Annotated in this window: 26 protein-coding genes; 14 read left to right on the top strand and 12 right to left on the bottom strand. The window is 60.4% G+C overall.

Features of this window, described 5'->3' with window-relative positions; genetic code table 11:
- The 3 genes from GVK95_RS06870 to sufA all read right to left on the bottom strand — a co-directional run bounded on the left by GVK95_RS06870 (position 1) and on the right by sufA (position 1617).
- A complete protein-coding gene (locus GVK95_RS06870) occupies positions 1 to 624 on the bottom strand; it encodes a LysE family transporter (RefSeq protein ID WP_159947900.1) in 624 nt (207 codons plus the stop codon).
- A 1-nt stretch (position 625) separates the two neighbouring features.
- Entirely contained in the window at positions 626 to 1075 is a 450-nt protein-coding gene (locus GVK95_RS06875; protein WP_159947902.1) for an Lrp/AsnC family transcriptional regulator, read from the bottom strand.
- A gap of 155 nt (positions 1076 to 1230) precedes the next feature.
- Positions 1231 to 1617, bottom strand: a complete 387-nt coding sequence (gene sufA / locus GVK95_RS06880; protein ID WP_159947904.1) for a Fe-S cluster assembly scaffold SufA — start codon at positions 1615 to 1617, stop codon at positions 1231 to 1233.
- 458 nt (positions 1618 to 2075) lie between these two features.
- Here sufA and rutA point away from each other — a divergent pair, with 458 nt between their 5' ends.
- The 5 genes from rutA (at position 2076) to GVK95_RS06905 (ending at position 5812) form a co-directional block, all read left to right on the top strand.
- The gene (gene rutA, locus GVK95_RS06885; RefSeq protein ID WP_159947906.1) at positions 2076 to 3167 is read left to right on the top strand and encodes a pyrimidine utilization protein A; all 1092 of its coding nucleotides are present in this window, start codon (positions 2076 to 2078) and stop codon (positions 3165 to 3167) included.
- The gene (gene rutB, locus GVK95_RS06890) at positions 3164 to 3907 is read left to right on the top strand and encodes a pyrimidine utilization protein B (protein WP_159947908.1); all 744 of its coding nucleotides are present in this window, start codon (positions 3164 to 3166) and stop codon (positions 3905 to 3907) included. The genes rutA and rutB overlap by 4 nt, the downstream gene beginning before the upstream one ends.
- Positions 3908 to 3933: 26 nt before the next feature.
- Positions 3934 to 4323, top strand: a complete 390-nt coding sequence (rutC, locus tag GVK95_RS06895) for a pyrimidine utilization protein C (protein WP_159947909.1) — start codon at positions 3934 to 3936, stop codon at positions 4321 to 4323.
- A gap of 173 nt (positions 4324 to 4496) precedes the next feature.
- Positions 4497 to 5267 (top strand): pyrimidine utilization protein D, encoded by a 771-nt coding sequence (rutD, locus tag GVK95_RS06900; protein WP_159947911.1) that lies wholly within the window; start codon positions 4497 to 4499, stop codon positions 5265 to 5267.
- A 26-nt stretch (positions 5268 to 5293) separates the two neighbouring features.
- On the top strand, positions 5294 to 5812 hold the full coding sequence (locus GVK95_RS06905; protein WP_159947913.1) for a flavin reductase: 519 nt from the start codon (positions 5294 to 5296) through the stop codon (positions 5810 to 5812).
- A 58-nt stretch (positions 5813 to 5870) separates the two neighbouring features.
- On the opposite strand, the gene GVK95_RS06910 is transcribed toward GVK95_RS06905, so the two are convergent.
- The 7 genes from GVK95_RS06910 to GVK95_RS06940 form a co-directional block, all read right to left on the bottom strand.
- Positions 5871 to 6245: an SUF system Fe-S cluster assembly protein gene (locus tag GVK95_RS06910; protein ID WP_113141538.1), complete on the bottom strand. Its 375-nt coding sequence runs from the start codon at positions 6243 to 6245 to the stop codon at positions 5871 to 5873.
- A gap of 10 nt (positions 6246 to 6255) precedes the next feature.
- On the bottom strand, positions 6256 to 7500 hold the full coding sequence (locus GVK95_RS06915) for a cysteine desulfurase (RefSeq protein ID WP_159947915.1): 1245 nt from the start codon (positions 7498 to 7500) through the stop codon (positions 6256 to 6258).
- A complete protein-coding gene (gene sufD / locus GVK95_RS06920) occupies positions 7493 to 8770 on the bottom strand; it encodes a Fe-S cluster assembly protein SufD (protein ID WP_159947917.1) in 1278 nt (425 codons plus the stop codon). The genes GVK95_RS06915 and sufD overlap by 8 nt, the downstream gene beginning before the upstream one ends.
- Positions 8771 to 8799: 29 nt before the next feature.
- Positions 8800 to 9555 carry a Fe-S cluster assembly ATPase SufC gene (gene sufC, locus GVK95_RS06925; RefSeq protein ID WP_007598287.1) on the bottom strand — a complete coding sequence of 252 codons (756 nt, stop codon included), beginning with the start codon at positions 9553 to 9555 and terminating at the stop codon, positions 8800 to 8802.
- 269 nt (positions 9556 to 9824) lie between these two features.
- Positions 9825 to 10010: a GIY-YIG nuclease family protein gene (locus tag GVK95_RS25220; protein ID WP_244618680.1), complete on the bottom strand. Its 186-nt coding sequence runs from the start codon at positions 10008 to 10010 to the stop codon at positions 9825 to 9827.
- An 80-nt stretch (positions 10011 to 10090) separates the two neighbouring features.
- Positions 10091 to 11560: a Fe-S cluster assembly protein SufB gene (gene sufB / locus GVK95_RS06935; RefSeq protein WP_159947919.1), complete on the bottom strand. Its 1470-nt coding sequence runs from the start codon at positions 11558 to 11560 to the stop codon at positions 10091 to 10093.
- A gap of 143 nt (positions 11561 to 11703) precedes the next feature.
- Positions 11704 to 12870, bottom strand: a complete 1167-nt coding sequence (locus GVK95_RS06940; protein ID WP_159947921.1) for a cysteine desulfurase family protein — start codon at positions 12868 to 12870, stop codon at positions 11704 to 11706.
- Between the two features lie 204 nt (positions 12871 to 13074).
- On the opposite strand from GVK95_RS06940, the gene GVK95_RS06945 reads away from it, so the two are divergent.
- From GVK95_RS06945 to GVK95_RS06955, 3 genes are all read left to right on the top strand, one after another.
- On the top strand, positions 13075 to 13752 hold the full coding sequence (locus tag GVK95_RS06945) for an alpha/beta hydrolase (RefSeq protein ID WP_007598290.1): 678 nt from the start codon (positions 13075 to 13077) through the stop codon (positions 13750 to 13752).
- A gap of 158 nt (positions 13753 to 13910) precedes the next feature.
- On the top strand, positions 13911 to 14765 hold the full coding sequence (locus tag GVK95_RS06950) for a patatin-like phospholipase family protein (protein ID WP_159947923.1): 855 nt from the start codon (positions 13911 to 13913) through the stop codon (positions 14763 to 14765).
- Positions 14766 to 14780: 15 nt separating this feature from the next.
- On the top strand, positions 14781 to 15185 hold the full coding sequence (locus tag GVK95_RS06955; RefSeq protein WP_159947925.1) for a GFA family protein: 405 nt from the start codon (positions 14781 to 14783) through the stop codon (positions 15183 to 15185).
- On the opposite strand, the gene GVK95_RS06960 is transcribed toward GVK95_RS06955, so the two are convergent.
- Positions 15172 to 16323, bottom strand: coding sequence for an anhydro-N-acetylmuramic acid kinase (locus GVK95_RS06960; protein WP_159947927.1), 1152 nt, complete (start codon positions 16321 to 16323; stop codon positions 15172 to 15174). The two genes, GVK95_RS06955 and GVK95_RS06960, sit on opposite strands and share 14 nt — an antisense overlap.
- Before the next feature lie 124 nt (positions 16324 to 16447).
- Between GVK95_RS06960 and tyrS the strand changes: the two genes are divergently transcribed.
- Complete coding sequence (gene tyrS, locus GVK95_RS06965; protein WP_159947929.1) at positions 16448 to 17701, top strand: tyrosine--tRNA ligase; 1254 nt, start codon at positions 16448 to 16450, stop codon at positions 17699 to 17701.
- Positions 17702 to 17761: 60 nt separating this feature from the next.
- On the opposite strand, the gene GVK95_RS06970 is transcribed toward tyrS, so the two are convergent.
- Entirely contained in the window at positions 17762 to 21178 is a 3417-nt protein-coding gene (locus GVK95_RS06970; protein ID WP_159947931.1) for a DUF3971 domain-containing protein, read from the bottom strand.
- Between the two features lie 122 nt (positions 21179 to 21300).
- Between GVK95_RS06970 and bcp the strand changes: the two genes are divergently transcribed.
- The 5 genes from bcp (at position 21301) to GVK95_RS06995 (ending at position 26443) form a co-directional block, all read left to right on the top strand.
- Complete coding sequence (bcp, locus tag GVK95_RS06975; protein WP_159948592.1) at positions 21301 to 21768, top strand: thioredoxin-dependent thiol peroxidase; 468 nt, start codon at positions 21301 to 21303, stop codon at positions 21766 to 21768.
- A complete protein-coding gene (locus GVK95_RS06980) occupies positions 21768 to 22610 on the top strand; it encodes a ferritin-like domain-containing protein (RefSeq protein WP_159947933.1) in 843 nt (280 codons plus the stop codon). The genes bcp and GVK95_RS06980 overlap by 1 nt, the downstream gene beginning before the upstream one ends.
- A gap of 128 nt (positions 22611 to 22738) precedes the next feature.
- A complete protein-coding gene (locus tag GVK95_RS06985; protein WP_159947935.1) occupies positions 22739 to 24052 on the top strand; it encodes a M23 family metallopeptidase in 1314 nt (437 codons plus the stop codon).
- Positions 24053 to 24106: 54 nt separating this feature from the next.
- Entirely contained in the window at positions 24107 to 24733 is a 627-nt protein-coding gene (locus GVK95_RS06990) for a LysE family translocator (RefSeq protein ID WP_159947937.1), read from the top strand.
- Positions 24734 to 24877: 144 nt separating this feature from the next.
- Entirely contained in the window at positions 24878 to 26443 is a 1566-nt protein-coding gene (locus tag GVK95_RS06995; protein WP_159947939.1) for a DEAD/DEAH box helicase, read from the top strand.
- The last annotated feature ends 2 nt before the right edge of the window (positions 26444 to 26445 follow it).

The following is a 26445-nucleotide window of genomic DNA, read 5'->3' on the forward strand; positions in this document are numbered from 1 at the left end:
TCAAAGCATCCCTTTGATGGCCATGCCAAGCGACACCAGGCCAAACAGCAGCAACACCGTGCCGGAAATCCGCGACACCCAGACCACAAAGCCCTTTGGCAGCCGTGAACGTAGAAGGCTGACCATGCCGCTCAGGAAGAACCACCAGCCCAGCGAGCCGATGAATACGCCAGCGACGAGCAACGCAGCCGACCATCCGCCTGCATCTGCCGCCAGACCGAGACCGGCGAATATGGCGGCGAAGGACAGGATGGTCGCCGGATTGGCGATAGTCAGAAGAAAGGTAGCAACCGTTGTGGTCAATAGGCCCCGGGCATCGACGCGCGCAGCGACTGTTGCATCACGCGGCTTGACCGCAATCCATCCCAGATAGAGCAGGAACAGCCCGCCGAAGAGTTGCAGTGGCAATTCGACACGAGACAGCAGTCCTCCCAGGGCCGTAAAGCCAGCAGCAGCCAGGCTTGCATAGGCGCCGTCGGCAAGTGCTGTGCCAAGACCGCCGGCAACACCCGCCCAGAAGCCGCGCTCCAGCGTTCGGTTGATGCAGAGCGCACCGATTGGTCCGAGTGGGGCTGCGATCGCGACCCCGAGGACAAGGCCCTTGCCGAAGACGACGACATCCATATCACCCCTCCATCCGGGCGAAGTTGCGCTCACAGGCCGTCGACAGTGCGATCATGGTTTCGCTCCGCGCCACGAAACGACCCGCCTTCAAGTCTGCGAGAAACACCTCGATGCCGACGAGGTCAGCGGTACGGATCTTCAGCATATAGGACCAGCCTCCCGTAACGTGATGACATTCGAGCACGGCAGGATGGGCGTCGATCGCGGCCTTGAACGCGTCTTCGCCTGCATCGTAGTTCAGGGCCACCAGCACGAAGGTTGTCACCGGCAGGCCAAGAGCCAATGGATCGGCATCCACGGTGAAACGCCGGATCGCCCCGATGGCCACCAACCGACGGATGCGCTCGTTGACGGCAGACGCCGAAAGCCCCACGACCTCACCAATACTGGCAAGCGAGCGGCGGGCGTCTTCAGCGAGCAGACTTATGATTTTGCGGTCTGTATTTTCCATATCAACAAAATATGCTGAAAATTTACGCTAAAACAAGACATTTTACCAAAAATCAGAAATAAAACCCCGACTCACACAGCGCCAGATTTCAATGCGCAGAAAAACAAAACGCCCGGCAGAGCCGGGCGCCAAAAAATCCAGATGTGGCGTATCGATCAGGCCGTCTCAGTCTCCCGCTTGCGCGCAAGTTCCGCCAGATCAGCCGCCTTGAGTTCGACCGATTCACCACAGCCGCAGGCTGAGGTCTGGTTCGGATTGTGGAAGGTGAAACCGGAGCGGAGCGTGGTCGTCTCGAAGTCCATTTCTGTGCCGAGCAGGTAAAGCACGGCAGCAGGATCGATCCAGACGCTGGCGCCATCGCGCTCAATCAGGTCATCCTTGCCGTTCGGCTCACTGACGAGGTCGATCGTATATTCCATCCCCGCGCAACCGCCCTTCTTGATTCCGACCCGGATGCCCTTGGCCTCCGCTGCGGAATTCTCGACGATTGCCTTGACGCGGTTTGCCGCCGCATCGCTCATGCTCATCACTTGAAAGCCCATCGGCCCATTCTCCTTCAACATCCGGGTTCAAGGCCCGGTGTTTTCTCGCCACCAATGTAAGGGAGGCGGGTTAAGCGTTCAATAGCGATGACGGCATCCTGCCCGTATTCGAATGAGCAACTATCCGCATCCGCGCAGTATCGACCTTAGCATCGCCATTTTTGTGAGCATTTCAGGATTCGGTATAAAAATTGAACATTATCAAAATGTTCGAAGCCGAATGCGACCCACCCACGCCTAACAACGATCAAATTACACGCACGACACGCTCACCGCATTGGCAAAACCGGAGACTTCGAGCGAACAATCGGTAATTTTTTGACCATTCGGTAAATTAAGTTCGACGCCATACAATATCTATTTGTTTCTGCTGCGCATTTTTAATTGGCACACCGTTTGCTTTCTTAGCTTCGAACCCATCCGGGCATCCAGATGCCCTTCGAAGCGGAGAACATGACATGGAAATCGGCGTCTTCATCCCGATCGGCAACAATGGCTGGCTGTTGTCGGAGAATGCTCCCCAGTACAAGCCGACGTTCGAACTGTGCAAGGAAGTCACCCAGAAGGCAGAACAATACGGCTTCGACTTCGCACTTTCGATGATCAAGCTGCGCGGCTTTGGCGGCAAGACCGAGTTCTGGGACTACAATCTCGAATCCTTCACGCTGATGGCGGGCCTTGCCGCCGTCACCTCCAAGATCAAGCTGTTCGGCACGGCAGCAACCCTCGTCATGCCGCCGGCGATCGTCGCCCGCATGGCGACGACCATCGACTCGATCTCCAATGGCCGCTTCGGCATCAACCTCGTGACCGGCTGGCAGCGCCCCGAATACAGCCAGATGGGCCTGTGGCCGGGCGACGAATATTTCGCTGATCGCTATGCCTATCTCACCGAATACACCACCGTCCTGAAAGAACTGCTGACGAGCGGCCAGTCCGACCTCAAGGGCAAGTATTTCCAGATGGACGATTGCCGGATGAAGCCGGTGCCGCAGGGTGACGTCAAAGTGATCTGCGCCGGATCCTCCAATGCCGGCCTGGCATTCTCCGCCAAGTTCGCCGACTACAGCTTCTGCTTCGGCGTCGGCGTAAACACGCCGAAAGCTTTCGCCTCCACCAATGAACGCCTGCTTTCCGCAACCGAAAAGACCGGCCGCGATGTGCGGTCCTTCGTGCTCACCATGGTGCTGGCTGAGGAAACCACCGAGGCTGCCTTTGCCAAATGGGAGCACTACAAGGCCGGCGCCGACGAGGAAGCGATCAAGTGGCTTGGTCTGCAGAGTGCAGCGGACACCAAATCCGGCGGTGACACCAATGTCCGCCACATGGCCAATCCGGTCTCGGCGGTGAACATCAACATGGGCACGCTGATCGGCTCCTATGCGGAGGTCGCCGCCATGCTCGACGAAATGAGCGAGGTTCCCGGCACCGGCGGCGTCATGCTGACCTTCGACGACTTTGTCGGGGGCATCGAGAAATTCGGCAAATACGTACAGCCGCTGATGAAGAGCCGCCAGCATGTCAAACCTATGCTGGAGGCCGCCGAATGACCGAGGCTGTCGTCGCGGGTTACCAGCCGCGCCCGGAACTGAGCAAGAGCGTAACGCTGCCGGCCCGCCCGGAACCGATCACGCTGAAGCCGAGCGAAACCGCTGTCGTCGTGGTCGACATGCAGAATGCCTATTCGACCGAAGGCGGCTATGTCGACCTCGCCGGCTTCGACATTTCCGGTGCCAAATCGACCATCGGCAACATCAAGAAGACGCTTGATACCGCCCGTGCCGCCGGCGTTCTGGTCGTCTATTTCCAGAATGGCTGGGACAAGGACTATGTCGAGGCTGGCGGTCCAGGCTCGCCGAACTGGCACAAGTCCAATGCCTTGAAGACCATGCGTCAACGGCCGGAACTGCAGGGGCAACTGCTCGCCAAAGGCACCTGGGACTATGCGATCGTCGATGAACTGCAGCCGCAGCCGGGCGATATTCTGGTGCCAAAGACCCGCTACAGTGGATTCTTCAACACCAACATGGACAGCGTGCTGCGCGCCCGCGGCATCCGCAACCTCGTCTTTGTCGGCATTGCCACCAATGTCTGCGTCGAAAGCTCGCTCCGCGATGCCTTCCATCTCGAATATTTCGGCGTGATGCTCGAAGACGCCACCCATCATCTGGGCCCGGACTTCATCCAGCAGGCGACGGTCTACAATGTCGAAAAATTCTTCGGCTGGGTCGCGACCGTCAACGACTTCTGCAGCGTGATTTCGCAGGCAGCCCCTGCCGACGCCATCTGACATCAACAGGACATACGGAGAGATTTATGCCAAAGACCATCATCGTTCCCGAAGGCACCCAGAAGCCGATCGCACCCTATTCGCCCGGCACGCTGGCAGACGGCATCGTCTATGTCTCGGGCACGCTTCCCTTCGACAAGAACAACGACGTCGTGCATGTCGGCGATGCCGGCGCGCAGACGCGTCATGTGCTGGAAGTGATCAAGTCGGTCATCGAGACCGCTGGAGGCACTATGGAAGACGTCACCATGAACCACATCTTCGTCACCGACTGGGCCAACTATCAGGCGGTCAACAAGGTCTATGCCGAATATTTCCCCGGCGACAAACCGGCCCGCTACTGCGTGCAATGCGGTCTGGTCAAACCGGACGCCCTGGTCGAGATCGCCACCGTTGCGCATATCGGGACCAGGTAAGGGGGGGGAAGCCCCTCACCCGCCTGCCGGAACCTTCTCCCCGCAAGCGGGAAGATGAGACAAAACCGCAACCGCCTGCACCGGAGGTTTCCCTCGCACAGAGGGCGGCCGCCCCCTCTCCCCGTCTGCCGGGAGAGGGTCAGGGTGAGAGGCAAAGCCAGAGCAAACCACGCATGCACTACGATATCCAAGGCAACACGGCCCTCGACGCCCCGACCGTCATCCTGTCCTCCGGCCTTGGCGGATCGGGCGGCTACTGGGCACCGCAGATCGCAGTACTCGGCGAACGATATCGTCTTGTCACCTATGACCACACCGGCTGCGGCAGGACCGGCGGCACAGTTCCGGAACATGGCGGCATCCGCGCGATGGCCGATGACGTGCTGTCGATTGCCGATGGCCTGGGGCTCGAACAGTTCCATTTCATCGGCCACGCGCTCGGTGGCCTGATGGCGCTCGACATCGGGTTGCGCCAACCCGGTCGCATTGCCAAGCAGGTGCTGATCAACGCCTGGAGCAAGGCCGATCCGCATTCCGGTCGCTGCTTTGACGTGCGCATCGAATTGCTGGAAAAATCCGGCGTGCCGGCCTTCGTCAAGGCGCAACCTCTGTTCCTCTATCCGGCAATCTTCATGGCGGAGAACCCGGAGCGCATGGCGGCCGAAGAAGCGCATGCCATTGCCCATTTCCAGGGCAAGACCAATATCCTGCGCCGGATCGCGGCATTGCGCGCTTTCGACGTCGATGCGGATCTCGGCACCATCACCACGCCGACGCTGCTGATCGCCACCCGGGACGATCTGCTGGTGCCCTATTCGCGCTCGCAGCGCCTCGCCGAAGGTCTCCCCGATGCAACACTCAAACTGACCGATTTTGGCGGCCATGCCGTCAATGTCACCTATCCCGACGCCTTCAACCAAGCCGTACTCGACTTCCTGTCGTAGACCTGATGCCGAACGAGGAAAACGCCATGCTGGCCGCAAAATCCATATCCCCCGAGGCTCCTGCTGTGAGCGAAGAGCGCCGCCTTGCCTATCGCAATGCCATGGCGCGCATGGGCGCCGCCGTGAACATCGTCACCACAGACGGCAAGGGCGGACGCGCCGGCTTTGCCGCGACAGCCGTCACCAGCGTCTCCGACAATCCGCCAACCCTGCTGGTCTGCCTCAACCGTGGCTCGTCGGCCTATCCGGCCGTCAGCGCCAATGGCGTGCTCTGCGTCAATGTCCTGGAAAGCGAGCATGTCGGCCTGAGTCAGCTGTTCGGCGGCAAGACACCCGTCGAGGAGCGCTTTGCCGCCGCCAGTTGGGAAACCACTGAAACCGGCTGCCATCGCCTGCAGGACGCCCTCACCTCGTTCGACTGCCGCATCACATCGGTTGCCGACGGGGCAACCCATGACGTGCTGTTTTGCGAGGTGATTGATGTGCGAACGCGCGAAGACGGCCGCTCGCTGATCTATTTCGACCGCGACTATCGCCTGGTCTGACAGACAAAAGGCCCACTTCGACAGCGGGCCTTTATCCAAACTTTGATGATTGCGGCGCTCAGTACCAGCCGACGGCGACCTGGGCTTCTTCCGACATCCGGTCCGGCGTCCATGGTGGATCGAAAGTCATCGACACGTCGACGCCGGAAACGCCCTCGATCGAGCTGACGGCGTTTTCCACCCAACCCGGCATTTCGCCGGCAACCGGGCAACCGGGTGCGGTCAGCGTCATCATGATCTTCACCGAACGATCGTCCTCGATGTCGATCTTGTAGATCAGGCCAAGTTCGAAGATGTCGGCCGGGATTTCCGGGTCATAGACGGTCTTCAGTGCCGCGATGATGTCATCCGACAGACGCGCCACTTCCTCGGCCGGCAGGCTGGTCTGGACGATGCCTTCGCGAACGTCCGGCTTGGTTTCGGTATCACTCATCGGTTCATCCTCAGGCGAAGAAGGTTCGGGCATAGTCGAGCGCATCCGCCAGCGCATCGACTTCCTCGCGGGTGTTATAAAGGGCAAATGAGGCACGGCAAGTCGACGTCACGCCGAAACGGGCGAGCAGCGGCTGGGCGCAATGCGTGCCCGCGCGCACGGCAACGCCCCGCCTGTCGATCATCGTCGAGACGTCATGGGCATGGATACCGGCGAGTTCGAAGGAGAAGATTGCACCCTTGCCCGGCGCATTGCCGATGATCCGCAGCGAATTGATCGCAGACAGCCGCTCATGCGCATAGGTACGCAGGCTCTCCTCATGTGCAGCAATCGCCTCGCGGCCGATGCTTTCCATGTAATCGAGCGCATAGCCAAGCCCGATCGCCTGGACGATCGGCGGCGTACCCGCCTCGAAGCGATGCGGCGGGTCGTTGTAGGTGACGAGATCCTGCGTCACCTCGACGATCATTTCGCCGCCACCCATGAACGGCTGCATTTCCTTCAGCCGCTCCATCTTGCCGTAAAGCACGCCGATGCCCGAAGGACCGTAGAGTTTATGGCCCGTCACGGCATACCAGTCGCAATCGAGATCACGGACATCGACCGGCAGATGAACGGCACCCTGGGAGCCATCGACCATGACCGGAATGCCGCGCGCATGGGCGATCCGGCAGACGTCCTTGATCGGCACAACCGTGCCAAGTGCATTCGACATATGGGTGATGGCGACGAGCTTGGTGCGATCCGTCAGGCTGTTTTCGAACGCTTCGAGATCGAAGGCGCCGTCATCAGTAACCGGCGCCCAGACCAGCTTGGCACCCTTGCGCTCGCGCAGAAAATGCCAGGGCACGATGTTGGAGTGATGTTCCATGATCGACAGGACGATCTCGTCGCCCTCGCCGATATGGCTCATGCCCCAGCCATAGGCGACCAAGTTGATCGCCTCGGTCGAGGACTTGGTGAAGACCAGTTCGTCGATGGAGCCCACATTCAGGAACCGCCGCACCTTCTCGCGCGCCGCCTCATAGGCATCGGTCGCGGCATTGGACAGGAAATGCAGGCCGCGATGCACATTCGCATAGTCATGGCTATAGGCGTGGCTGATCGCGTCGATCACCATTTGCGGCTTCTGCGCCGACGCCGCATTGTCGAGATAGACAAGCGGCTTGCCATAGACTTCGCGCGACAGGATCGGAAAATCCCGCCGCACTGCTTCTACGTCATAAACTGCCTTTGCCACGCCGGTGTCAGCCATGATGCTCCAGCCAATCCGTGATGATCTCTTCCAGCGCCTCGACGAGGGCCTCATCTTCCAGCTCTTCGACGATCTCGGCAACGAAACCGTTGATCAGCAGCCCGCGCGCCGTCTTTTCCGGAATGCCACGCGACATCAGATAGTAGAGATGGTTCTTCTGGATATCGGTCACGGTCGCGCCATGGGCGCATTGCACGTCATCGGCGAAGATCTCCAGTTCCGGCTTCACCGAGAACTCGGCATCGTCGGACATCAGCAGCGTGTTGCAGGCCATGCGCGCATCGGTTTTCTGCGCGTCGGGGGCAACCCGGATCATGCCCTGGAACACGCCCTTGGCGCGATCGAAGACAATGTTGCGGATGATCTCGGTCGAGGTTGTGTGCGGCACGTTGTGGCCGAGTGTCATCGTCACATCGGTATGGGTGTCGCCGCCGAGCAGGTTGACAGCGCGCAGTGTGAAGTCGGAGCCTTCGCCCGTCGTCTTCACATGCACTTCCTGGCGCACCAGCTTGCCACCGGCATTGATGATGAACAGGCGGAGCTTGGCATTGGGGCCAAGATCGGCGCGGATCTGACCGAGATGGCTGTCGGCATCGCCTTCGCCCTGGAGAATGATCCAGGTGATCTCGGCGCCGTCATCCAGCGTCAGATCGGACACAATGGTCGCAAGTGCCGCCGAATCCGACTGGCCGACGTGGCGCTCGACGATGGTTGCCTTGGTACCCTTGCCGAACGTGGCCGGGAAGCGCAGATGCAGGTGACCCGCCGCATGCACAGACTGCAGCTCGATCAGCTGTTCGATCTCGGCACCATCGGCAATTTTCAGGCTGAAACCATCCCGCACGAAGGCCCCGTTGATCCGGCCGATCGTGTCTTCGCTGTTGTAGGCGGTCAATGCCGGCGCGGCTGAGCCATCCTTCAGGCTGTCGCGATAAGGAGCCACAGTCAGGCCTTCCGGCAGGGAGCCGGCCTCCTGCGCCACGCCCTGACGAATGGCGAGAACCTTTGCATCCGTGACGATCGGCCGAACGCCGTGGGCAATGGCCGAAATCTCGTCGGCTGGCAGCGCACGCAGCAATGCCTTGAGATCGGTATAATGGAAGCTTTCGACCCGCCGGGTCGGCAGACCCTGGCGCTTCAGAGCGTCGAACAGACCGTCGCGCTGCAAAAGCACGGCGCCATCGCCGGGCAGGCTGCCGATCTGGTTGGTATAGGCGTCGATGAGCTGGGTCTCGGCTGCTGTGAGCCGGTTGGCCGCTTGTAATGTCATCGTTGCAACTCCTTCAAACTTGAAACCGCTTAGGCTGCCTGACCGGTGATGTCGGCATAGCCGTTGGCTTCGAGTTCCAGTGCAAGGTCCTTGTCACCACTCTTGATGATCTGGCCCTTGTAGAGGACGTGGACGCTGTCCGGCACGATATAGTCGAGCAGGCGCTGGTAGTGGGTGATGACCACGGTGGCGCGATCCGGACGCTTCAGCGCATTGACGCCGTCAGCGACGATCTTCAGCGCATCGATGTCGAGGCCGCTGTCCGTTTCGTCGAGGATGCACAGCTTAGGCTCGAGCAGCGCCATCTGCAGGATCTCGGCGCGCTTCTTCTCGCCACCGGAGAAGCCGACATTCAGCGGACGCTTCAGCATGTCCGGGTTGATCTTCAGCTCGGCTGCGGCTTCCTTGACCCGGCGGATGAATTCCGGCGTTGTCAACTCGTCTTCGCCACGCGCCTTGCGCTGCGAGTTCATCGCGACCTTGAGGAACTGCATGGTCGCCACGCCCGGGATCTCGACCGGATACTGGAAGGCTAGGAAGATGCCCTTGGCGGCGCGCTCGGCCGGATCGAGTTCGAGAATGCTCTCGCCGTTGTAAAGGATATCACCCTCGGTGACTTCATAGTCTTCGCGGCCCGACAGGATGTAGGACAGCGTCGACTTGCCGGACCCGTTCGGACCCATGATGGCCGCGACTTCGCCAGCCTTCACGGTCAGGTTCAGGCCGCGGATGATTTCGGTGCCGTCCTCGGCGATGCGGGCGTGGAGATTGCGAATTTCAAGCATGTCTGTGTTCCTGTTCATAGGGCGGTTCAGGAGCCGCCTGTCGATCTTCTGTGCGCGGCAAGGCGCCTTTCATTCCGTCATCCTTGGGCTTGTCCCGAGGATCTGCTGCGTTATCAGTTGTAGTCCGACCATTGCAGTGTATTCGGGTGCGGTGAGTAGACATTCTCGATCTCATGAATCCGCTCGTAGAGATCGAGCCATGTCGGGTTCAATCCTTCGATCAGCCTGATCTTCCAGTCCCGTAGATATCTTTTGAGAGACTTCTCTCGTCAGATCGCCAGGACGATGTTCGGATGCTGCTCGAACCACACCAAAAGCTTCGCATTGTATCTGGACGTAAAACCCTTCATCACTTCACTCCGGTGTTCCCATACTCGCCCTTGCAGGTCGCTGGTCGCACCGGTGTAGATCACGCCGCGTGGCTTGTCCGACATCATGTAGACGACGCCGGACATCGCGTATCAGCCTTTCCGGCAGCAGATCCTCGGGACGAGCCCGAGGATGACGACCGCCACTGGCTGAAAGCGCCGCTTCATCAGCCCACGCTCCCCTCGAGCGAGATGTTGATCAGCTTCTGCGCTTCAACCGCAAATTCCATCGGCAACTCCTGGATAACATCGCGGACGAAGCCGTTGACGATCAGGGCGATCGCCTCTTCTTCCGGGATGCCGCGCTGCATCGCATAGAACTTCTGGTCCTCGGAGATCTTCGAGGTTGTGGCCTCGTGCTCGATCTTGCCGGTGGAGTTCTTCACTTCGATATAGGGGACGGTATGAGCACCGCATTTGTCGCCGATCAGGAGCGAGTCGCAATTGGTGAAGTTGCGCGCATTGGCCGCCTTGCGGTGCATCGAGACCTGGCCGCGATAGGTGTTCTGCGACACGCCAGCCGAAATGCCCTTGGAGATGATCCGGCTCCGGGTATTCTTGCCGAGATGGATCATCTTGGTGCCGCTATCCACCTGCTGGTGGCCGTTAGACACCGCGATCGAGTAGAACTCGCCCTGGCTGTCGTCGCCGCGCAAGATGCAGGACGGATATTTCCAGGTGATCGCAGAACCGGTCTCGACCTGCGTCCAGGCGATCTTCGAGCGATGGCCACGGCAATCGCCGCGTTTGGTGACGAAGTTGTAGATCCCGCCCTTGCCGTCCTTGTCGCCCGGATACCAGTTCTGGACGGTGGAATACTTGATCTCGGCATCGTCCATGGCAACGAGTTCGACCACGGCGGCGTGCAGCTGGTTTTCGTCGCGCTGGGGTGCGGTGCAACCTTCGAGATAGGAGACGTAAGCGCCTTCCTCGGCGATAATCAGCGTGCGTTCGAACTGGCCGGTGTTCTTTTCATTGATACGGAAATAGGTCGACAGCTCCATCGGGCAGCGAACACCCTTCGGAATGTAGACGAAAGACCCGTCGGTGAACACAGCGCAGTTCAGCGTCGCATAATAGTTATCGGTCACCGGAACGACGGAGCCGAGATATTTCTTCACCAGTTCCGGATGCTCGCGGATCGCCTCGGAGATCGCCATGAAGATCACGCCGGCTTTTTTAAGCTCTTCCTTGAAGGTGGTAACGACGGAGACTGAATCGAAAACCGCGTCGACCGCAATCTTCGAGGTCTGGACGCCGGCCAGCATCTCCTGCTCGCGCAGCGGGATGCCGAGCTTTTCGTAAACCTTCAGAAGTTCCGGATCGACCTCGTCGAGCGTCTTCGGGCCGGCAGCCGTCTTCGGCGCGGCGTAGTAATAGATATCGTTGAAGTCGATCTTCGGATAGTTGACGCGCGCCCAGGTCGGCTCTTCCATCGTCAGCCAGCGCTTGTAGGCGTCGAGGCGCCATTCCAGCATCCATTCCGGCTCGTTCTTCTTGGCCGAGATAAAGCGGACGATATCTTCAGATAGACCCTTGGGGGCCTTGTCGACTTCGATGGTGGTTTCAAAACCATACTTGTACTGATCGACATCGATCTGGCGGACCTGATCGATTGTTTCCTGCACAGCAGCCATGGTCGTTCTCCAATCTTGCCGGGTCAAAGTCCGGCAGCTTGTTAACGTTGGGCGGGATGTCCGCCATATGTAATGTTCGGAGGCACTATTTCACCCCCTCTTGGCAAGGTAAAAATTGGCAAAACCCAATTTCTTCCTCAATTTCACGCGGCCTGCCCCGACAGCTTACGCCGTCCGGCCACCTTGGCGAAGACTTCAATGGCCCGGTCGACTTCCGCATCGGTGGTCGAAGGCCCGAGCGAAAGCCTGAGCGCGCCCGTCGCTGCATCTTCGCCCATCGCCGTCAACACATGACTGGCGCCGACCTTGCCTGACGAACAGGCGGCACCGGCCGACAGCGCAACCCCTTCGAGATCGAAGGCGATCTGTCCGGTTTCGGCCTTCAGGCCCGGCAGATGGAAAAAGCTGGTATTGGCCACACGCTGTTCGCTGCGGCCATAGATCAGCACATCCGGCGCATATTGCACCATCGCCGCTTCCAACCGATCCCGACGCGCAGCAATGGCAGCGTTTCGGCCCTCAAGCCCGTCGGCCATGAACCGGGCAGCGGCACCAAAACCGGCGATCGCCGCAACATTTTCGGTGCCGGCGCGATGCCCCTTTTCCTGGCCACCGCCGCGGACCAATGGCTCCGGCATCAGCGTCTCGCCGCGCGCAATCACCGCACCGATGCCTTTGGGGCCACCGATCTTGTGGGCGGAGATGATCAGGAAATCTGCACCGAGCGCATCGATGGAAACAGGCAGGCGACCGGCCGCCTGGACCGCATCGACGACCAGCAGGCCACCATGCTTATGGACGATCGCTGCAGCCTCGGCGACCGGCTGGGCAATGCCGGTCTCGTTGTTGACCAGCATCAGCGCCACAAGCGGCAGACCGGACGTCGTGTCATGCTCTGCAAGATGCGCAGCAAGGGAATCAAGATCGACTACACCTGACGGCTGAACCGAAAACTCGCTGACCCGATCTGCGGCAAAGCGCCCGCCGGCGCGAACGGCCGGATGCTCGATGGCAGAGACGTAGAGCCGGCCGATGGAAATGGCCGAGCGCCCCATGCGATAGACAGGCGACAGAAGATGATTGGCAGCTTCGGTCGCACTTGAGGTAAAGGTCACCGTTGCCGACGATGCGCCGACGAGCGCACCAACATCGCGGCGCGCTTGCTCGACAAGCGTTCTGGCCGAACGACCTTCCGCATGCACCGAAGACGGATTTCCAGGCAGAGACAGCGCCTCGATCATGGCGTCGCGCGCGCAGCCGAGAAGCGGCGCGGTCGCGTTCCAATCGAGATAGATGCGCTCAATCGCCATCTGTTCTGGAAACCTCTGATTAGCACCGGCGCATTTTTCTTGAAATTTCGGCCGGGCTTGCACTATGACACGTTCATCCCGGATGCGCAGCATCCAGTTTCGAACAATTCTAAACTTCGTTTTAGAAAAGCTGACTGATCTCGTCAAGTCAGGTTTCTAAATTGATGGAACAGAACTGCAAAATTCTTACTGACCGGAGTCTCAATGCCCGAAGTCATTTTCAACGGCCCTGCGGGTCGCCTCGAAGGACGTTACCAGCCCTCGAAGGAAAAGAGCGCGCCGATCGCGATCATCCTGCATCCGCATCCGCAATTCGGCGGGACGATGAACAACCAGATCGTCTACCAGCTCTTCTACATGTTCCAGAAGCGCGGCTTCACCACGCTGCGCTTCAACTTCCGCAGCATCGGCCGCAGCCAGGGCGAGTTCGACCATGGCGCCGGCGAATTGTCGGATGCCGCATCGGCGCTCGACTGGGTGCAGAGCCTGCATCCGGATTCGAAGAGCTGTTGGGTCGCCGGCTATTCCTTCGGCTCCTGGATCGGCATGCAGCTCCTGATGCGCCGCCCGGAAATCGAAGGATTCATGTCGATCGCGCCGCAGCCTAACACCTATGACTTCTCCTTCCTCGCCCCCTGCCCGTCATCCGGCCTGATCATCCATGGCGACAGCGACAAGGTCGCGCCGGAAAAGGACGTCCAGGGCCTGGTCGACAAGCTCAAGGCGCAGAAGGGCATCCTGATCACCCACAAGACGATTCCAGGCGCCAACCACTTCTTCAACGGCCAGGTCGAAACGCTGATGGGCGAATGCGAGGACTACCTCGACCGCCGCCTCGAAGGCGAACTGGTCCCGGAACCCGCTGCCAAACGCATCCGGTAAACAGACAACTCTGAAACAACTGAAGACGCCGTTCGAAAGAGCGGCGTTTTTTTGTTGGGTATCCCGCATCCGCCGGTCGGATTGACAAAAACCGCATCGCAAGTTCCAGTTGGTCCATCGACACTGAGCTCCCAACTGCACGCCGGCGACAGATAGACATGCCTGACAATCCGACCTTCGATGCAATCGGCTTTGCCGGCGGTGGCAACCGCTGTTACTGGCAGAGCGGCTTTTTCCAGTCGCTCAACGCCACCCATCCGGTAAAGCCGAAATATTACGTCGCCGTATCGGCCGGCGCATATCATTGCGTGATGAACGTGGCGGGCGTTGGTGAGCGAGTGCGGGAATCCGCCTTTTCATTTGCCGAGAGAGGTCTGCCGGGTCTCGACTGGTCGAAGCTGCGCATGCGGCAGTCGCCGCTGGTCGTCGGCGCCCTCTTTCGACAACTGCTCACCGAACAATTCGGCACAGCCGAACTCGCGGCCCTGAAGGCCGCCCCGCCGATCATGATCCAGGTGTCGCGCCCGCCGGCATGGATGCCCGGCGGTCTGGCCGCGATCGGCTCGATTGCGGCCTACCAATTCGAAAAGGCTGTAACCAGTGGCGCGCATTCCAGGGCAGGCGGTTATCTCGGCCTCAAGCCGGCGTGGATCTCGACCCACGACATCGAAACACCAGCGGATCTGGTCGATGCAATCATGGCGACCTCTTCCGTGCCGCCCTTCATGCCGATCGGACGAATCCGTGGGGTGGCTCATCTGGACGGGGGATTGGTCGACAACCCACCGCTGCGCAAGCTTGCGGAAACCGAGCATCAAGGTGGCCGGACATTGTTACTCTCCACCCGATATGGGCGCCCGCCGCCACACGCGCCCAACAGGCAGGTCGTCAGCCCAAGCGAGGATCTCCCGGTCGGCAAATTCGCCGTCGGCGATGCCAAGGGCCTGCGTCATGCCTTTGAACTCGGCTTGCGCGACGGTGCGGCCTTTGCGAAAACGCTGGCGACAGCATAACAAAGGGAGCAAGCCATGCGGCGAACCTATCATGGCAGTTGTCACTGCGGCGCGGTCGCGTTCGAGGCGGAACTCGATCTCAGCCTGGGCACGGTCAAATGCAACTGCTCCATCTGCGCCAAGCACCGCATGTGGGGTGCAAAGGCCGGAGCGGACGATGTGCACATCACAAAGGGCCGCGAGGAACTGACTGATTATTCCTTCGGCGGCCATGTGGCACATCATTACTTCTGCCGGACCTGTGGCGTGCATCCTTTCGCCTATGTGGAAATCCCATCGGACGGGCGCCGCTACTGGAATGTGCAGATCTGCTGCCTGGAGGGTGTGGATGCCGACGAGGTCCGCAATGCCACGGTCACCTACGAGGACGGACGTGCCGACCGCTGGGACCGAACACCGGCGGATGTCAGCCTTTTGTAGGCTCCCTGATGCGCCGCGCATCCGCCCTGGCAAGCACGCCGCCGGTGATCGGCTCGCTGACGCCGGTCGTTCCCGGATAGGTCAGAGGCAGCCCCTTCACAGAACGCACAGCGAGATAAGCCCAGGCCTCGGCCTCCATCGCATCGCCGTCGAAACCAGGCTCCTCCGCGCGCAGCACCTTCGCCCCCTGCTGCTCCCCCAGCTGCGCCAGATCATCCATGATGATGCGGTTCAGCCGACCACCGCCGCAGACCACGCAGGTCTTTGGCCTTTGCGGGAGATGCTCTGCTGACTTGAAGATGGCCGCAGCCGACACATAGGCAAGCGTGCGCGCGCCATCCGACAGTTCAGCCTCGCTGCCCGTTGGTGGCACGAAATCATTGCGGTCCAGCGATCGGCGGGCGGGGGCCGTGAAGAAAGGATTGGCAAGATAACGCTCGGCGAGCGGCATGAGCACCCTGCCCTCCGATGCGATACGCCCGCCCTCGTCATAGGGAATGCCGGCATGTGCCTCGACCCATTGATCGATCAGCGCATTGCCTGGCCCGCTGTCGAAACCGATGATCGCCCCATCGCGATCGAGGTAGGTCAGATTGGAGATACCACCGATATTGACGAAGCAGACCGGCCATTGTTCGGGCGGCAGGTGATGGGCGAGCGCCTGGTGATAGATCGGCACCAGCGGCGCGCCCTGGCCGCCATGAACCATGTCATTGGCCCGCATGTCGAAAACCACATCGATCCCGGTCTCCCGGGCAAGCAGCGCACCATCGCCGATCTGCACCGTCAGCGCCTGATCCGGCCGATGCAGTACCGTCTGCCCATGAAAGCCGATCACGTCCATCTCGTCTGTCCGAAGTCCATAGCGTCGGACGAAAAGCCGGACAGCTTTTGCATGCAGCAAGGTCAGATCCCGTTCCAGCGGCAACAGGCCACCCGGCCGCTCATCGCGGACCGCGATGGTCTTGGCATCCTCCAGCCCCTGTTTCAGCCTCGCGCGAAAGGCAGAGTCATAGGGCACGGAGAGTGACGGCCCACGCTCGACGACAGCCTCACCATCAGTCCTCACAAGCGCCACGTCGATGCCGTCCATCGACGTGCCACTCATCAGCCCGATCGCCGTTTTCAGTACCGTCATGGGTCAATCCCCGAATCGCTGCGCGTCTATCGCGCATATTGATGGTCGAAACGGGTGCACATTTCAAAAAAACAATGCTAAAGCGCCGACGGAATTTACTGCAGAACCTGAAAGCTAGGCCGTCATGACGAAGTTCAAGTCCGATTTCCTCCGCACGCTCGACGAGCGCGGCTTCATTCACCAGATCTCCGATGAGGCAGGTCTCGACGAACTGTTCGCCAAGGAAACCGTGACCGCCTATATCGGCTTCGATCCGACGGCCCCCAGTCTGCATGCCGGCGGCCTGATCCAGATCATGATGCTGCACTGGATGCAGCAGACAGGTCATCGCCCAATTTCCCTGATGGGCGGCGGCACCGGCATGGTCGGCGATCCGTCCTTCAAGGACGACGCCCGCCAGCTGATGACCGTCGACACGATCGAAAGCAACATTGCCTCGATCAAGCGCGTGTTCTCCAACTACCTGAGCTACGGCGAAGGTCAGAAGGACGCGCTGATGATCAACAACGGCGACTGGCTGCGCGATCTCAACTACCTCGAATTCCTGCGCGATGTTGGCCGACACTTCTCGGTCAACCGCATGCTGTCCTTCGACAGTGTGAAGACGCGCCTCGACCGCGAGCAGTCGCTGTCCTTCCTCGAATTCAACTACATGATCCTGCAGGCCTACGATTTCGTCGAGCTCAACCAGCGTTACGGCTGCCGTCTGCAAATGGGCGGTTCCGACCAGTGGGGCAACATCATCAACGGCATCGACCTCGGCCACCGCATGGGCACACAGCAGCTCTACGCACTAACCTCGCCGCTTCTGACCACGTCGTCGGGCGCCAAGATGGGCAAGTCGCTGAACGGCGCCGTCTGGCTGAACCCGGACATGCTGTCGGCCTATGATTTCTGGCAGTACTGGCGCAACACCGAGGATGCCGACGTGTCGCGCTTCCTGAAGCTCTACACAACCCTGCCGATGGACGAGATCGCCCGCCTGTCGGCACTCGGCGGTTCGGAAATCAACGAAGTGAAGAAGATCCTCGCCACCGAGGTGACGGCGATGCTTCATGGCCGCGGCAACGCCGAACAGGCAGCCGAAACCGCTCGCAAGACCTTCGAGGAAGGTGCACTATCGGACAACCTGCCGACGATTGAAGTCGTCAAGGGTGAGCTCGAAACCGGCATCGGCCTGCTGGCGCTGATCGTCAAGGCGGGCCTTGCCGCCTCGAATGGCGAAGCGCGCCGCCACATCCAGGGCGGCGCGGTCAAGCTGAACGACGCCGGCGTTTCGGATGAAAAGATGGTTGTCGGCTCGGGCGAAGTGACTGCCGATGGCGTGATCAAGCTGTCGCTCGGCAAGAAGAAGCACATCCTGGTCCGCCCGGTCTGATCCGACAGAACAGCATCCACATCAGCGACCGCATCAAACCCGCCATCGGCGGGTTTTTTGTTATCTGAACTCGAAGATCTGGCGAAATACGCCGGGTGCGATGATCGACAGGGGATTGATCACGAGATTGGGTCGCTCGACGGCGCCCGTCAGTTTGAAGGTAATGCCCAGAAGGCCGCGGTCGCGGCCATTGCCCAGGATGGCGCCGATGATGGGAAGCTCGCCAAACAGCCGATTGAGGCCATAGGCGGGCATGAACGTGCCGGTGAGATCGATCTGGCCGTTGCTGTCGCGCACAACGCCCTGGAAGGTCGCGCCGATCTGGTCGCCCCTGACAATGCCATTCTCGACGCTGAGCGTCCCGGCATTGTAGTACAGCCGCGCAAACGCACGCTGGAACCGGGCTGAGCTGACATCGATATTGCGCTTCACCGCGCTGTTCAGGCTGCGGCCATCGCTACCGGTCGGCGTCGAGACGATCGACTGCAGGCGTTCTTCGTTATCGACCTGAAAGCTGCGCAGATCGAGATTGCCGGCCCAGGCACCGCCCGGTGTTTCATTCAGCTTCAGGTTCACCAGGCCACCGACCAGCCGCTTGTAGAGATCGATGAAACGCACGAGCGCGCCGGCATCGCTACTGGTCACCGACACTTCGCTAAAACCGTCCGGTCGGCGAAGCTTGGCGACGACCGCCTGTCCGCTGCTGGTCACGGCAGAGAAATCCAGCGCCGTCGTCTTGCCCTGTCGCGCGCTGTAGATCACCGAAGCCCCCGACAGTGCCTCGCCGCCAAAGCCTATGACGCGATCAATCTTGCCCTCGATCCGCAAACTGACATCATCGCCTTTGCCTTTGCCTTTGCCCTTGCCAGCCGTGGCCGGAGCCTTGAGCTTGGAAATCAGCGACCGTGCATCGAACGAAGCGCCTGAGACAGAGACATTGTAGACGCCCTTGGCCTGACGGATGGCAATCGACAGATTGTCGTCGGGCGCCAGCCTTACCTTGCTGAAATTGGCAGCAACCAGGCCTTTCGGACCAACGGACAGCTCGCCGCTCGCCCCGAAACCATCGCCATCCAGGACAAATTTCTCGATCGTGCTCTGGCCATCCTGTTCGATCAGCTCGAATGTCGCCTTGGCGCCGATGCCCTGCCCCTTGGACCAGCCGATCCAGGGAATGTTGAGATTGGCATTGCGCAGATCGACCGTGGCTGCCTGGCGCTTGTCGCCAAGCCGGGTCAGTTCGACCGCGATCGGGCCGTCGATGATGTCGTCGAGCCCGGGCACGAGCTTGTTGCGCATGGCATTGTCGAGCTTGGCCGTAACCACCCGCTCGCGCCCGCTCTCCGAGCCCCGCTCGACAGGCTCGCTCATGCGGATGTCCATCGGCACGTCGTCGATCTTTGCCGAACCTTCGATCCGCGCCAGCCTGGGATCGACGGCAAGCGTACCGGTAAAATCGCTGATCCGACGCCCGTCAAACGGCTTTTCGATCGCCACCTTGTCCAGTTGCAGATCGGCGCTCCAGACCGGCGATGGCGGTTTTTGATCGGCGATCAGGCCGAGCGTGACTTCGGCCGTGCCCTTGACCCCGCCACTGAAATCATCGGCGACGAAACCGATGCGCTGCAACGCCTGGATCGGCTTGAACGACACAAGCTCGGCAACCGCATCCGCAGCCCCGTTGACAGCCACATTGATGGTCGCCATCAGCGGCTTCTCATAGGCATGCGCGATCGTCACCGCACCGCTGTCCAGCGTCACGATACGGCCCGACGGAAAATAGGAGGCGGCCGACTTGATCTTCACCTCGATCCGCTCGCCCATCATGTCGAAGCGCGCATCAGCGTCGCGCAGCGGCGGAATGTCGCCGGTCAGGTTCACACGGGCATCGACCATGTCGAAACCGATGCGCAGCTCGTCGCCCACCAGATGCACGGGACGAGGTTCCAGCGACAGGCGGTTTTGCGGGATGAAAACGGAAATTTCGCCATGCGACACCGTGCCGCCAAAGATATTCTTTTGCACCCAGCTGCGAGGCTTGTCGGCAATCCAATAGGGCCAGAGCTGCTTGACCACTGCAGCCTTCATGTTCTCGACCACACCATCGAACTTCACTTCAGGGCCGGTGCCACCGAACCGAACCTGCAATGTGCTGTACATCTTGCCGCCAGCCGTGGACACATCGAGCGCATCGAACTGCAGCAGGGTGCCATCGAAGAGATAGCGGCCATAGGCCTTCATGTCGAAGGGGAAGGCCTGTTCACCTGAGGACGGCACATCGGCACGCCCCTGGGCGACAAGCAGATCGATGCCGATGCCCTTGCCAAAATTCTTGCCCTCGGGCAGCCGGTCCAAATCGATCAATCCGCCAGAAAGCGGCAGGATCATCGGCCCGAACTCGGCTCTGGAATCGGCGATCTCGATCGTATCCTTGCCGAAGTCATAGGCGAAGTTCAGACCGGCCCTGGTGATCTCCTGCGGCTGGCCGTCTGTGTAGAATGTGGCACCCCTGGTGTTGACCGCGAGCGACATTTCCGGTTTCTGCCCATCGATATCGCGTTTGGCAGACAGAACCAGTTCGGCAGAGCCATCGATACCCTGGCGGGCAATTCCGGCCTTGGATCGCCGCAGCATAAACGGTGTCAAACGAAAGTCGGCAATCCGCATGGTCATGGAGCGCACGACGCCGCCGACATTCGTCGTCAGGGCCGTCAATTCGGTCTGCTGGCCATTCACCGAGATAGCACCAAAGATCGACAGCGAATCGTCACCGCCCCGCTCCAGCGCCAGATCGTCGATGGACAGCGTCAACGGCCGACCGCTGGCACTTGTGGCTGCTACCTCAAGCCCGCCCAGCCGCATGCGATCGAGCCCGCCCCGCGCGATAAAGCCCTGCATCCGGTCCAGTTCGCCAAACGCGCCCTCCAGCACTGCGGGCATGTTGTCGATGCGAAACTTCGAAAGATCGATCGGTTCGCGCTTCGGCAAAAGTCGTGCATCCAGCGAAATGCCCTGGCTGTCGATTTCGCGAACCGAAAACCGGCCACCCAGCAGCGCCATGGGCTCCAGAATGAAGCTCACCGACTGCGTCATGGCCACCTGCTGACCACTCGCCGCCTCGACGACGGATACGTCATGCGCATCGACGGTAACATCAAGCCCACCCGAAAAGCGGATCGCCGTGCGGCCGATCTTCGCGTCGTATTGCGGCCCCATGGCATTGGAGAGCGCGGTCGTGGCGCGCTGCGCAAGGGCCGCATCGAGCGCGCCGCTTTCAACCACGGCAAACACACCACCTATGACAATGACCCACAAACCGATGAACGCAATGAGACCCCGCAGACAACGGCGCGCAACGCTGCGACGCGGCGGGCAGTGGACGATCATAGGATCCTCCACCTGCGCCGAAGGCAGGGCATGCAGCGGCACGATGTCCCGCGTGCGAAACCGTAGCTTGTCGCCCCGGATATCCGACATGTCCTGGTGATTGTCTCCGTCTATCGATGCAGCTATCAAGTCGCTCTGGACGACTCCGCAGCGGACTATATATCGATGACAACTACAATCACCCAAAAAGCGGGCAAAAGAAAGGTTTTCCCATGACGGATTTGGCAGTTGGAACAACAGCTCCGGATTTCTCCCTGCCTGTCAACGGCGGCGGCACGGCCTCTCTTTCCAATTTTGCCGGAAAGCCCCTCGTTGTTTATTTCTACCCCAAGGACAGCACGCCGGGATGCACCACAGAAGCTATTGATTTCACAGCATTTTCCGAGGAATTCGCCAAAATCGGCGCGACAGTCATCGGCGTCTCCCCCGATTCCGTGAAAAGCCACGACAAGTTCGCTGCCAAGCACAACCTGTCAGTGATCCTTGCCGCGGACGAAGAGCATCACATGCTCGAAACCTATGGGGTTTGGAAGGAAAAGAGCATGTACGGCAAGACCTACATGGGCGTCGAGCGCACGACCGTGCTGATCGATGCCGCCGGCAAGATCGCCCAGATCTGGCCCAAGGTGAAAGTGGCAGGCCACGCGGAAGCCGTGCTCCAGGCGGCTCGATCGCTCTGATGAACCCTCCCGTGAAAGAGCCTGCAACGCCGTTCCGCTCCTTGCGCGAGGCGGCAACGCTTGCCATCATGAGCGCCGATCTCGACGAAAAGACCAGCCTTGCCCAGACGGCCGCGATCCGCTGGCAGGAGCGGCGTCTGTCGCTGCGCTCACCTCTCGACCCGGCATTGCCGGATCGTCCTGGCCGGCCGGAAAAGCCGGTTCTTGTTCCGCCGAAAGGAACAGAAAAGCGCTCGCTTCACACCCTACCGGGACGCATCGCGACACTGCATGCGCTGGCGCATATCGAACTCAATGCCGTCGATCTTGCGCTCGACATCGTCGCCCGATTCGCCTCTCAGCCAGTGCCGCATTCCTTCTTCGACGGCTGGATGAAAGTCGCCTTCGAGGAGGCCAAGCACTTCCGCATGGTGCGCGATAGGTTACGCGGCCTCGGCGCGGACTATGGTGACATGCCAGCGCATGACGGATTGTGGCAGGCGGCCCATTCCACCCGCAACGATCTGACCGCCCGGCTTGCCGTCGTGCCGCTGATCCTGGAAGCGCGCGGTCTCGATGTGACGCCCGCCCTGCAGGACAAGATGCGCGAAACCGGAGACATCGAGAGCGCCGACGTCCTAAGCGTCATCTACGAGGATGAGAAAGGCCATGTCGCCGTCGGCGCCAAGTGGTTCCGCTTTCTCTGCGCTCGCGAGAAGCGCGATCCGGCAAAGACATTCCAGGACCTCGTCCGGGCCAACTTTCGCGGCAATCTCAAGGCGCCGTTCAATGACGTTGCACGTGCCGAAGCCGGTTTGACGCCATCATTCTACCGATCCCTTTCGTCGAAAAATACATCCTGATCACGCAGGCGGCACCTTCGGTGCTAAATCTTTATTAACCCTAACTATGCGTAAATACGCATGGACGAGCGGGGCCATGTGAATCGGTTTCGCCATCTTCCGGCGCCTTGAAACGGCACTGAGAAACGATGGGGACAGACGTGACAGTCAAGGCAAGCAACCAGGTCTTTGGAAAGCGCCGTGAGCAGCACGTCGTGATTCTCGCCAGCGGCGACAAGATCCGTCACATGACAATTCGTCCGTGGATGGCTGCGCTGACCTTCTGCTTTCTCGGTGTCATGTCTATCGGCTATCTCGGCGCGACCACATATCTCGTTTTGCGCGACAACCTGATCGGCGCCACCATGGCGCGCCAGGCTCGCATGCAGCATGACTACGAGGACCGCATCGCATCCCTGCGCGCCCAGGTGGACCGTGTCACGTCGCGCCAGTTGCTCGACCAACAGGTGGTCGAGGAAAAAGTCGAAAAACTGCTCGAGCAGCAGATGGCGCTGACGTCCCGCCATGGCCGAATCGACGCACTGCTCGAAGGAGCAGCAAGCGTCGACAGCCTGCCGAGCGACGGCCCTCTGCCTGCGGATCGACCTCAGGTCGGCACCAAGGACGAAGCATCCATTGCGGCCACCGGCACCCAAGCGTTTGCTGCACTCCTGGGCACGAAAGCATCGCCGAAACCCGGCAAGACCAACCTCGCACTTGGCTATGTACCGATGACGGACGAAAACGTCGCCGACCGTGCCGACAAGCTGTTTTCGCACATGACGCTTTCGCTCAAGGACATCGAAAGCGAGCAATTGGATCGCATTGCGACACTGGCATCGGGAGCGACGGAATCCGCCGCGGAAATCGCCTCGATCCTGGAGCGCAGTGGCGTCGAGCTGGACGAAGAATCGGACAACGGCGCCACGGACGCAATCGGCGGCCCCTACATCGCGCCGAGCCCCGAACGCGACTTTAACGCCACTCTGAATACACTCGACGCTGCCCTGACGAGGCTGGAGACCGTGCGCGACACGGCGAGGCGCCTGCCCTTTGCCAATCCGGCCCCGGGGCGCGAGATCACCAGCCGCTTCGGCAACCGTCCTGATCCTTTCTTTGGTGGCCTGGCCATGCATGCCGGCATCGATTTTCGCGCACCGACAGGAACAGAAGTTCACTCCACTGGAGCCGGAAAAATCATCACTGCCGGTGTATCCGGCGGCTACGGCAACATGGTTGAAATCGACCATGGATACGGATTATCGACCCGATACGGACATATGTCGCGCATCCTGGTCAAGGAAGGCGACCAGGTTCAGGCCGGAGATCTGATTGGCCTGTCCGGCTCAACCGGCCGCTCGACCGGACCGCATATTCACTACGAAGTCCGCCGTGGCAAGGAAGCGGTCGATCCGATCCGCTTCCTCAATGCCGGGATGAAGCTCACGACCTTGATCAATTGACCCGCTAGCCATTTCAGACAATGATTGCGGGCAACGATTTGATCGGAGCCTGCCATGGATACGATGTCGCTGCTTGCCTTTGCATTGGCCTTCTTTCTCTTCGCCGTCTCCCCCGGTCCCGACAACATGACCATTGTTGCAAAAACGGTCGCCAATGGTCCCGCGTCCGGCCTCGCCTATGGCCTTGGCACTGTTATCGGCATCCTGATCTATCTCGGACTTGCTGCTTTCGGCCTGTCGCTAGTTGCCAGCGAGATGGGACTGTTGATGACACTCTTGCGCTATGCCGGCGCCGCATATCTTATTTACATGGCCTATCGCCTGTGGACCGAGCCGGCGGTCATCCCGGAAATCGCGCCGGGAGAAACCCGCCCGCGCAACCTGGTCAACGTCTGCTTGACAGCGGTTGCACTCAATCTTGGCAATCCGAAAATGCCGCTTTTCTACCTTGCGCTGCTGCCGGGGTTCGTCGACGCCAGTTTCGGCATGGCCGATTACGGCAAGCTCGCATCGGTCATCGTCCTTGTCGAGTGCGTGGTCGTTGGCGGCCATGTCTGGATTGCCGATCGTGCACGCGCGCTACTGCGCACGCCGGTCATCATCCGTCGAGCCAACCGGATTGCCGGATCGGCATTGGCACTGGCTGGTATTCAAGTCCTTGTGACAACGCGCAGCAGTTAAGCACAGCTGTTAAGCCTTTGTTGCGCCAGATACCTCAGTTTCCTTGACTTTCAGGTAGTTTGGGACTATTCGCCCCTTCCATTAAGGCCCGCGTTGAGGGCGATTCATGGATGTTCGCAAGAACAGGAACGGAACTACTTCCCTTTGATAACTTTTGCTGACCTTGGCCTGAGCCAAAAAGTCCTCTCTGCCGTCACCGATGCCGGCTATGTGAACCCGACCCCAATTCAGGCCGGCGCCATCCCGCCCGCCCTGCAGCGCCGGGATATCTGCGGCATCGCTCAGACAGGCACAGGCAAGACTGCGTCCTTCGTGCTTCCCATGCTGACGCTGCTGGAAAACGGCCGCGCGCGCGCCCGCATGCCGCGCACGCTGATTCTCGAGCCGACCCGCGAACTCGCCGCCCAGGTCGCGGAAAATTTCGATAAATACGGCAAGAACCACAAGCTCAACGTCGCGCTCCTCATTGGCGGCGTGTCTTTCGAAGAGCAGAACCGCAAGCTGGAACGCGGCGCCGACGTGCTGATCTGCACTCCCGGCCGCCTGCTCGATCACTGCGAGCGCGGCAAGCTGCTGATGACCGGCGTCGAGATCCTGGTGATCGACGAAGCCGACCGCATGCTCGACATGGGCTTCATCCCGGACATCGAACGCATCGCCAAGATGATACCGTTCACCCGCCAGACCCTGTTCTTCTCGGCAACCATGCCACCGGAGATCCAGAAGCTGGCCGACCGCTTCCTGCAGAACCCGGAACGCGTCGAAGTGTCGCTTCCGTCCTCGACGGCAACGACCGTGACGCAGCGCCTCGTCGCCGCGCACAACAAGGACTACGAGAAGCGCTCTGTGCTGCGCGACCTGATCCGCTCCCAGGAAGACCTGAAGAACGGCATCATCTTCTGCAACCGCAAGAAGGACGTCGCCGACCTGTTCCGTTCGCTTGAACGCCACGGCTTTTCCGTTGGCGCCCTGCATGGCGACATGGACCAGCGCTCGCGCACCAACATGCTGGCCGGCTTCAAGGACAACCAGATCACCCTGCTCGTCGCATCCGACGTGGCGGCCCGTGGTCTCGACATTCCGGACGTCAGCCACGTTTTCAACTTCGACATCCCGATCCATGCCGAGGACTATGTCCACCGCATCGGTCGTACCGGCCGCGCAGGCCGCTCGGGCGCTGCGTTTTCGCTGGTGACCCGCAGCGATGCGAAATTCCTCGACGCAATCGAGAAGCTGATCGGTCAGAAGATCGAATGGCACAATGGCGACCTGACCGCCCTGCCCGCAGCCGCCGAAAGCCATGACGAAGGTCGCGGCAAACGTGGCAGCCGTGACAAGGGCCGCGAAGGCAGCCGGGATCGTGCACGTGATGGCAAGCGTGAGGGCCGTGGTGATGGCAATCGCGAAGCCCGTGGCGAGCGTAACAGTCACAAAACCGAAACGCCCGCAGAATATACCAAGCCTGTAGAGGAAGTCGTAATGGAACCGGCAAGGATCGAAGCACCCGTGGCAAACGAGCGCAAGGCGGACAAGCGTCCGAACCAGAACCCGCGCAACGCCCGCAACAACGCGACCCCGAACCCGGCAAATGACGATCATCGCGAGCGCCGCCGCAGCCATCACCGCGACCACGATGACGGCCCGACACCGGTTGGTTTCGGCGATGACATTCCCGCGTTTATGCTGATCGTGGCTGCAGCCAAGGCCTGATC

The sequence above is a fragment of the Rhizobium sp. 18065 genome (assembly GCF_902706095.1).
Classification (GTDB): Bacteria; Pseudomonadota; Alphaproteobacteria; order Rhizobiales; family Rhizobiaceae; genus Allorhizobium.